The organism is Kitasatospora sp. NPDC048298 (assembly GCF_043201465.1).
Classification (GTDB): Bacteria; Actinomycetota; Actinomycetes; order Streptomycetales; family Streptomycetaceae; genus Kitasatospora.
The window spans coordinates 1-8,472 of sequence record NZ_JBICYZ010000133.1; the positions used below are offsets into that span (position 1 = coordinate 1).

An 8,472-nucleotide genomic window follows, 5' to 3' on the forward strand; every position below is an offset into this window, starting at 1 on the left:
CGGGGGCCGCCCGGCGGCCGCCCGGGGCGCGGCCCCGGGCGGCCCAAACTGCCCCGGCCTTAGAGACCCGGCCTCGGCCCCGTCGGCCCGCCTCAGGGCCGACGGGGCCGACGAGGTCAGCGCCGGTCGTGGTCCCCCGTCCCGCCGTCGATCAGTTCGCGCAGGATGTCCATGTGCCCGGCGTGCCGCGCCGTCTCCGTGTTCATGTGGGTCAGCACCCAGCGCAGCGAGACGGTGTTGCCCGACCAGGAGGTGCCGAGGTCGTCCAGCGCGAGCTCCCGGATCGCCTCGTCGGCACCGGCCCGGGCCCGCGCGTAGAAGGCCAGGACGTCCGCCGTCGACTCGTGCGGCGCCACCCGCATGTCGGACTCGTCGTCGGCGTCGATGTTGAACGGCAGCGGGCCCATCTCCCGGCCGAACGTCTGCCGGAACCAGCCGAGTTCGGCGCCGCCGAGGTGCTTCACCAGCCCCAGCAGATTCGTCCCGGAGGGCGTCATCGGACGGCGCAGCTGCTCGTCGTCCAGCCCCTCCAGCTTCCACAGCACCACGTCGCGGTGCCGGTCCAGCGCCGCATGGAGGATTTCCTTCTCCTCGCCCGTGAAGGGCACACTGTTGCTCATGCGCGGGACCGTACCAGCCGCCACCGACAGCCCGTTCCGGGAGCGGCTACGGCCACCGCCCCCGGCCGCCCGGGATCACGGGTGCGCCCCCTGCCCGTAGACGCCGCCCGCGCGGTCGGTCAGGCCGTCCATGAACTCCGCGTGCGCGAGGTTCATGAACTTCAGCGGGCGCCAGCGGGATCGGTGGTCGGGGTGGTCGCTGAACCGCGACGCGGTGTCGCAGAGCCGCCGCCACCACAGCATGGCGTCCTGGCGCATCCGCTGCGTCCAGCCGGGCTCGTCGTTGCGGCCCTCCAGGACGATCTCCTCCCAGGCCACCAGGACGTCGGAGAGGAAGACGCAGTCGCCGGCGGTGATCTGCGCCAGCCGCTCGGCGGCGAACCGGGCGCTGGTGCCCTCGGGTTGGGCCTCGACCAGCTCGCGCATGCGGGCGGCCAGGAAGTGCTGCAGCGGGGTGACGTCGTCGGTGTGGAGGTCGTCGGAGAACTCCAGCAGTTCCACCGGCCTGCGTTCGCGTGCCATCGTGCGCTGTCCCCTCGGGTTCGGACGGTACGCACTCGTTGACGCACCGTCACTGGTCTCACGCCCGACCCTAGCGGCTCGCGCCGGACGTCGCGGCGGATTTCCCGACCTCCCGCACCGGCCCGGCCGGCCCGTGCCGTCATGCGGGGCCTCCTCTCCCAACACGCGTGGCGGACCTTGCCCTCACACCGGTGTGAAGGCCGATGATGCTCCCATGACCGCCACTCCTTTCGACCCGTACGCGCTGCTCGCGCAGAGCCGCCTCGGCATCCTCGCCACCATCAAGGCGGACGGCCGGCCGCAGCTCTCCCCCGTCCTGCCGTTCTACGACCGGGCGGCGAACGCCGTCCTGATCTCCACCCAGGAGGGGCGGGCCAAGACCGCCAACCTGCGCCGGGACCCGCGGGCCAGCCTGGAGGTGACCGGGCCGGACGGCCGCTCCTGGGCCACCGCCGAGGGCGTGGCCACCCTGACCGGCCCGGGCACCGACCCCGACGGGCCGGAGGTCGAGGCGCTGGTGGACTACTACCGCCGCGCCGCCGGGGAGCACCCGGACTGGGCGGAGTACCGCGAGGCGATGGTCTCCGACCGCCGGGTGCTCCTCACCATCCCGGTCGACCACGTGTACGGCTCCCACATCTGACCGGCTCCGGCGCCGGCCACCGCCACGGGGGTGCGGTGGCCGGTTCCGGCGCTCGAAGCCCCCTGCGCCGACCGGCGGTTCAGCGCAGTGTCGCCGAGACCACGGTGGCGTCCAGGTCCTCCTGCCACTGCTCGACCGCCGCCAGCCCGGCCGCTCCGGTCACCGCGAGGGCCGTCGGCGCCTGCCGCTCGCTGGTCTCGAACAGCAGCGACCCGCCGGGCGCCAGCCACCGCGGCACCTCGGCGACCACCCGCCGCAGCACGTCCAGCCCGTCCGCCCCGCCGTCCAGCGCGGGCCGGGCCTCGTGCAGCCGCGCCTCGGGCGGCAGCAGGCCGATGTCCCCGGTCGGGACGTACGGGACGTTGGCGATCAGCACGTCCACCCGGCCGCGCAGGTCCGCGGGCAGGGCGGTGAACAGGTCTCCCTCGAAGACCCCGGCCGCGACGCCGGCCAGGTTGCGGCGGGCGCAGCGGACCGCGCCCGGGTCGATGTCGGCCGCGTACAGCTCGACCGGGTGCGCCGCCGTGGCCGCCACCGCGGCGCCCAGCGCGCCGCTGCCGCAGCACAGGTCGAGCACCACCGCGCCCGGGGCGGTCAGCGCGGTGGCGGTGGCGGCCAGGAACTCGCTGCGGCGGCGCGGGACGAAGACGCCCGGGTCGACGGCGATCCGCAGACCGGCGAACTCGGCCCAGCCGACGACGTGTTCGAGCGGCCGCCCGTCGGCGCGGGAGCGGACCATGGCGGCCAGACCGGCGGGCGAGGCGGCGGCGGAGAGCAGGATCCGCGCCTCGTCCTCGGCGAACACGCACCCGGCGGCGCGCAGCCGGGAGACCACCGAGGAACGGAGGGAGGCGGAAGGGAAGATCGGCAAGAGAACCCCTTGGGGGGAGACGGGAGGGCTGACGACTCCGTCAGGGCTCCCGCGAGGGCCGACACCGCGTCGGCGCGCCGGCCACGCTATGCGCGGACGGCGCCCGCACGGCCGCGCTCCGGGAGCACCCGCTCGGACATTCCGTTGATGGGTCTCACCTCCTGAGTCGCGGTCACGATCGACGTCGGCCACCTTACCGCATCCACCGAGCGAGGATCGTTGGAATGATCCTGGAAGACCCTGGGTCACCCTGACACCCCGTTACCCATCGGGCCGCCCCCTCCGACTCGCTCGTCCGAGCGATTGAATAGCTCCACTGACAGTACTTCAGTGATAACGGTGCGTAGCGCCCGCGCATATTAACGGCATGACGAGACATTCCCACGGACCGTCACGGCTTCGTGCCGGAACGGCCCGCTTCATCAGCGCCGCGGCCACGCTGGGCCTGATCGGCGCCGGCCTCACCACCTCACTCGCCCAGGCCGTCGCCCCCGCCCACCACCTCGCCGCGCCGCTGCCGGAGCGGGTCCGGGCCACCGGTACTCCACTGCTCCACGAGACGTTCACCGGTGCGACCGCCGACCCGCGGTTCGTCGCCGTCGGCTCCGCCTGCCTCACCGGTGCACCCATCTCGACGATCGGGCCGGACGGTCGCCCGCTCGGCGGCTGCCCCGTCCCCCAGACCGGCCCGGTGCCCCCGCTGGACAGCGCCCCCCTCGGCTACCTGCGGATCACCGACTCCAGCAACGACCAGAGCGGCGCGGTCCTCTTCGACCAGGCCCTACCGGCCGGCAACGGCCTGGACGTGTCCTTCGACCAGTGGCAGTACGGCAGCACCACACCCGCCACCCCGGCCGACGGTATCTCCTTCTTCCTGGTCAACGGCGATGTCTCCCTCAACCACCCCGGCGCCTTCGGCGGCAGCCTCGGCTACGCCCAGAAGCTTCCCGACGACAACCCGAACCTCACCTTCCTGCCCGGCGTCGACAGCGGGTACCTGGGAGTCGGGCTCGACGTGCTCGGCAACTACTTCGGCGACTGGGAGCAGCGCGGCAACGGCTGCTCTCAGCGCTCCCCCGCCGGTACGGGCTTCCGCATCCCCGCGCCGGGCGCCAACATGGTCACCGTCCGCGGGCCGGGCAACGGCCTCCTCGGCTACTGCTTCCTGACCGCGACGACCAGCAACTTCACCACCAGCGGCCCGTGGCCCTCCACCCTGCCCGGCACCCTCCAGGGCCCGCTCACCTCGCTGCCGCCCGGTGTGACGCCGGACCAGGCGCAGACCCTGCTGGAGCCCTCGCGCCGCCGGGTGAACGTGCACCTGACGCCGGCGCCCTCGCCGGTGCTCACCGTCTCCGTCGACTTCAACGACGGCACCGGTTCGCACCAGGTGATCCAGACGCCCGCGCCGCAGCCGCTGCCCGCGACGTACAAGTTCGGCTTCGCCGGGTCCACCGGCCTGTTCACCGACGTGCACCTGATCCGCAACGTGGTGATCAGCACCGAGCGGCCGCTGCCCGAGCTGAACCTGGTCAAGCAGGCGCACCAGCCGCTGCCCGGGTTGATCACGGTGGGCACGCCGATCCAGTACGACTTCGTCGTGACCAACTCCGGGAACGTGCCGATCAACAACCTGGCCGTCAACGACCCCAAGGTCGGGCCGATCAGCTGCCCGGCGATCGCCCTGCCCCCCGGTGAGACGGTGACATGTACGGCGACGTACCTGGTCACCGCCGAGGACGCCGCCGCCGGCCACGTCGACAACACGGCCCAGGCCACCGGGACCACCGACGAAGGACCGGTCACCTCTCCGCCGTCCTCGGAGAACGTACCCGTGGTGGCGCCACCGGGGCTCGAGGTGATCAAGCACGTCGACGCGCCGGAGCCGTTCCACGTCGGTGACACCGTGCCGTACACCTACGTGGTCAACAACACCGGCGGAACCGAGATCACCAACCTCACGCTGACGGACGACAGGGTCACCGGGATCACCTGCGACACCACCACCCTGGCCCCGCGCGGCAGCCCCGGCGACAGCACCAAGTGCCACGGCAGCTACGTCGTGACGGCGGCCGACGCCCAGGACGGGAAGGTCACCAACCACGTCTTCGCCGGCGGGACGTCCAACGGCGAACCGGTCACCTCGCCGGAGGCCGAGGCCACGGTCACGGTGGTCGGCCCGTCCTCCATCGACCTGACCAAGCAGGCGGACACCCTCGGACCGGTCCGTGTCGGTGACACCGTCCACTACACCTACACGGTCACCAACACCGGCTCGACGGTGCTCCACAACGTCGCCGTCACCGACGACCACGTCACGCCGGTGACCTGCGACGCGACCACCCTCAACCCCGGCCAGAGCACCACCTGCCACTCCACGTACGTGGTGACCGACGCCGACCTGGCGCTCGGCCACATCACCAACACGGCCGAGGCGTTCGCCACCAACCCGCGGGGCGACACGGTTGTGAGCCCGCAGCGCGAGGTGACACTGCCCGTGGCGGGTGTGGCACAGCTCGGCCTCGCGAAGAAGGCGGACAGCGCCGGGCCGTTCCACCTGGGTGACACCGTCACCTACACGTACACCGTCACCAACACCGGCACGGCCGCGGTCGACAACCTGACGGTGACCGACGACCACGTCACCGGGATCACCTGCGACACCACCAGCCTCAACCCCGGCCAGACCGCGACCTGCCACGGCAGCTACGTCATCACCGCGGCCGACGTCACGGCCGGTCACGTGACCAACGTCGCGCACGCCCACGGCACCGACCCCGAGGGCCAGCCGGTCCAGAGCCCGCCCGGCGAGGCCACCGTCCCCGTCGTCGGCGTCGCGGAGCTGAGCCTCGCGAAGGTCCCGGACAGCGTCGGCCCGTTCCACCTCGGTGACACCGTCCACTACACCTACACGGTCACCAACACCGGCACCGCGGTCGTCAACAACCTCACCGTCACGGACGACCACGTCCAGAACGTGACGTGTGACGTGACCACCCTCAACCCCGGCCAGACCGCGACCTGCCACGGCAGCTACGTGATCACCGCGGCGGACGTCACGGCCGGTCACGTGACCAACGTCGCGCACGCCCACGGCACCGGTCCGGAAGGCGAGACGGTCCAGAGCCCGCCGGCCGAAGCCGGCGTTCCGGTCGCGGGCGTCGTGGAACTGACCCTCGCCAAGGTCCCGGACAGCGTCGGACCGTTCCACATCGGCGACACCGTCACCTACACCTACACCGTCACCAACACCGGCACCGCGGTCGTCAACAACCTCACCGTGACCGACGACCACGTCACCTCGGTCACCTGTGGCGCGGCCTCCCTCAACCCCGGCCAGAACACCACCTGCCACGGCAGCTACGTCATCACCGCGGCCGACGTCACGGCCGGTCACGTCACCAACACCGCCGTCGCCAACGGCACCAACCCCGCGGGCCAACCCGAGCAGAGCCCGCCGGCCGAAGCCACCGTCCCCGTCGCCGGCGTCGCGCAGCTCACCCTCATCAAGAAGGCTGACAGCGCCAGCCCCTTCCACGTCGGTGACACCGTGCGCTATACCTACACCGTCACCAACACCGGAACGGCGCCCGTCACCAATCTCACGGTGACCGACGACCACGTCACCGCGGTGACCTGCGACGCGGCCTCCCTCAACCCCGGCCAGAGCACGACCTGCCACGGCAGCTACGTGATCACGGCAGCGGACGGCCAGGCCGGACACGTCACCAACACGGCCCACGCCAACGCCACCGACCCCCACGGCCGGTCCGTCCAGAGCCCGCCCGCCGAGGCCACGGTCAAGGTGGTTCCGGCCGGCGCGTCCTCGCTGACCATCACCAAGCGGTCCGACGCCGACGGGACCGTGTTCCCGGGTGACATCGTCACCTACACGTACACGGTGACCAACACCGGCTCCACCACGCTGACCGACGTCGCCGTCAACGACGACCGGGTCCAGAACGTGACCTGCGAGCAGACCACCCTCGCACCCGGCGAGAGCACCACCTGCCGGGGCACCTACACGGTGACCGAGGAGGACGCGACGGCGGGCAGCATCACCAACACCGCCCGGGCCACCGCCCGCGACCCGCGGGGTGAGGTCGTGGAGAGCCCGCCGGTCGAGCTCTGCATCGTCGTCGCGCCCTGCCCGCCGAAGGGGCACGACCACAAGGGCGGCGGCAGCCACGGCTGCCCGAGCCACCCGGGCCACCACCCGATTCCGCCGCAGGGCGGCGGCAAGGGCGGGCTGCCGACGACCGGCGCCCCGACCGCTGCCGCGAGCGCGAGCCTGGCCGGGGGCGGGCTGATCGCCCTCGGCGGTCTGGTGCTGCACCGGGCCCGGCGCCGCGCTGCCGCCAAGCAGCCCGTCGCGTAACGCCGACGATCCCGCCGTGTGACGGCGGTCGGGCCGCCCCCGGTGCCTTCGGGTACCGGGGGCGGCCCGCTGTCGGTCCGGCGTGGCAGGGGTCAGGCAGCCGCAGCCGCCGACCGTGCCCGGCGGGGATTAGGAAACCGAACGTGCTGTTTGTTACTGCCGAGGGCGTGGCTCCACACGGATCCCGTGGTCCCGTCGCCGCCGGTTCGCCCGTACCCGTCAGGAGTCCTGCGGGCAGGAGGGCATGGGCCGCCGTCAGCCCACGCCGATCTCCGTCGGCGCCTCGGCGCGCACGGGGCCGCCGGTTCCGCGCGAGTCACCGCGCGGCTCACCGCCCGGGGCCGGGTCGACGGCCGGGCCTCCGTCCTCCGCGGCCGCACGGGCCGCCGCGGCCTCGGCGACCACCTGGGCCCCGCGGTTGGGCCCCATCTGCAGCGAACCGAGCACGCCCGGCACGGCGATGCTCGGCATCAGGTGCTGGTACAGCGCGGACACCCGCGACTCCAGGTCCGCCCGGCCGCTGAGCTTCTGGGACTGGATCTGCACCCCGGTCCACGCGGCGACGAGAAGCCACGCGGTGTCCGCCGGCACGACGTGCGGAAGCAGCTCGCCACGCTCACCCGCCGCGGTCAGCAGCACCTCGAACCGGCTGACCCAGCCGGGGATGGCGCCGCTGCCGAGGTCGTCGAAGAGGTCCTGGCCGAGCGAGAGTCGGGCACCCGCGCTGAGCAGCGGGTCACGCGGCATCAGGTACGCGACCACCATCCCGGTGTCCACGAACTCCTGGAGCTTGCAGCTCCGTTCGGGAACTCCGTCCTGGACGAACTGCTCCTCCACCACGCCCTGCGCCAGATCGCGCTTCGAGGCGAAATGGAAATACACCGCGCCACGCGTCACCCCGGCCCGGGAGACCACTTCGCCGATGGTCGCGCCCTCGTACCCGAACTCGTCGAAGACCGAGGCCGCCGCCTCCAGGATCAGCCGACGAGTCCGGAGCGCCCGCTCCTGCCGTACCACCGAAACCACCCCGCCCTGAACTCCCGGAAAACAAAACCAAACACCCCGTATCTTAGCTGCGCGCCACCGGCGACCGACAAGGCGATGTCGGTGAATCCCGCCGACCCCTCGCCTTCCTCACATCCCGTCAGGCCCGACCACCTGCTTGGCGACCACGCACGCCGACCCGGCCCGACGATTCGATCTCCGGCCCGCCGTCCTCGCACCGCCCGGAAACCGAATGAAGGGTTTCTTCCAGGTGTTCGTCCCCGTACACACGCGTCGGCCTCCTGCGTGCGCAGGAGGCCGTCCGGGTCGAGGAGCTACCGAGGCCGGGGGGGGGGGGGGCGGCGGCCCCCCCCCCCCCCCCGGGGCCCCCCCCCCCCCCCCCCCGGGCGGGGGGGGGGCGCCCGCATAGGGGTCGGGGAGGGGGAAGCCGGGG

Annotated in this window: 6 protein-coding genes; 2 read left to right on the forward strand and 4 right to left on the reverse strand. The window is 72.7% G+C overall.

Features of this window, described 5'->3' with window-relative positions; all coding sequences use genetic code 11:
- Nucleotides 1-116: 116 nt before the first annotated feature.
- Both ACGF0D_RS43585 and ACGF0D_RS43590 read right to left on the reverse strand, forming a co-directional pair.
- Entirely contained in the window at nucleotides 117-620 is a 504-nt protein-coding gene (locus ACGF0D_RS43585; RefSeq protein WP_392926056.1) for a DinB family protein, read from the reverse strand.
- Between the two features lie 75 nt (nucleotides 621-695).
- Complete coding sequence (locus ACGF0D_RS43590) at nucleotides 696-1,142, reverse strand: hypothetical protein (RefSeq protein WP_392882195.1); 447 nt, start codon at nucleotides 1,140-1,142, stop codon at nucleotides 696-698.
- A 214-nt stretch (nucleotides 1,143-1,356) separates the two neighbouring features.
- Between ACGF0D_RS43590 and ACGF0D_RS43595 the strand changes: the two genes are divergently transcribed.
- Nucleotides 1,357-1,785 (forward strand): PPOX class F420-dependent oxidoreductase, encoded by a 429-nt coding sequence (locus ACGF0D_RS43595; protein ID WP_392882198.1) that lies wholly within the window; start codon nucleotides 1,357-1,359, stop codon nucleotides 1,783-1,785.
- 79 nt (nucleotides 1,786-1,864) lie between these two features.
- On the opposite strand, the gene ACGF0D_RS43600 is transcribed toward ACGF0D_RS43595, so the two are convergent.
- Complete coding sequence (locus ACGF0D_RS43600; RefSeq protein WP_392926058.1) at nucleotides 1,865-2,656, reverse strand: putative protein N(5)-glutamine methyltransferase; 792 nt, start codon at nucleotides 2,654-2,656, stop codon at nucleotides 1,865-1,867.
- Nucleotides 2,657-3,023: 367 nt separating this feature from the next.
- On the opposite strand from ACGF0D_RS43600, the gene ACGF0D_RS43605 reads away from it, so the two are divergent.
- Complete coding sequence (locus ACGF0D_RS43605; protein WP_392926059.1) at nucleotides 3,024-7,034, forward strand: hypothetical protein; 4,011 nt, start codon at nucleotides 3,024-3,026, stop codon at nucleotides 7,032-7,034.
- Nucleotides 7,035-7,289: 255 nt separating this feature from the next.
- Here ACGF0D_RS43605 and ACGF0D_RS43610 read toward each other — a convergent pair whose 3' ends face one another.
- A complete protein-coding gene (locus ACGF0D_RS43610; protein ID WP_392926060.1) occupies nucleotides 7,290-8,051 on the reverse strand; it encodes a ScbR family autoregulator-binding transcription factor in 762 nt (253 codons plus the stop codon).
- Between the last annotated feature and the right edge of the window lie 421 nt (nucleotides 8,052-8,472).

Excerpts from the sequence above, each read along its gene's own strand:
- ACGF0D_RS43585 (WP_392926056.1), bottom strand. The coding sequence starts at position 620 with ATGAGCAACAGTGTGCCCTTCACGGGCGAGGAGAAGGAAATCCTCCAT.
- ACGF0D_RS43590 (WP_392882195.1), bottom strand. The coding sequence starts at position 1,142 with ATGGCACGCGAACGCAGGCCGGTGGAACTGCTGGAGTTCTCCGACGAC.
- ACGF0D_RS43595 (WP_392882198.1), top strand. The coding sequence starts at position 1,357 with ATGACCGCCACTCCTTTCGACCCGTACGCGCTGCTCGCGCAGAGCCGC.
- ACGF0D_RS43605 (WP_392926059.1), top strand. The coding sequence starts at position 3,024 with ATGACGAGACATTCCCACGGACCGTCACGGCTTCGTGCCGGAACGGCC.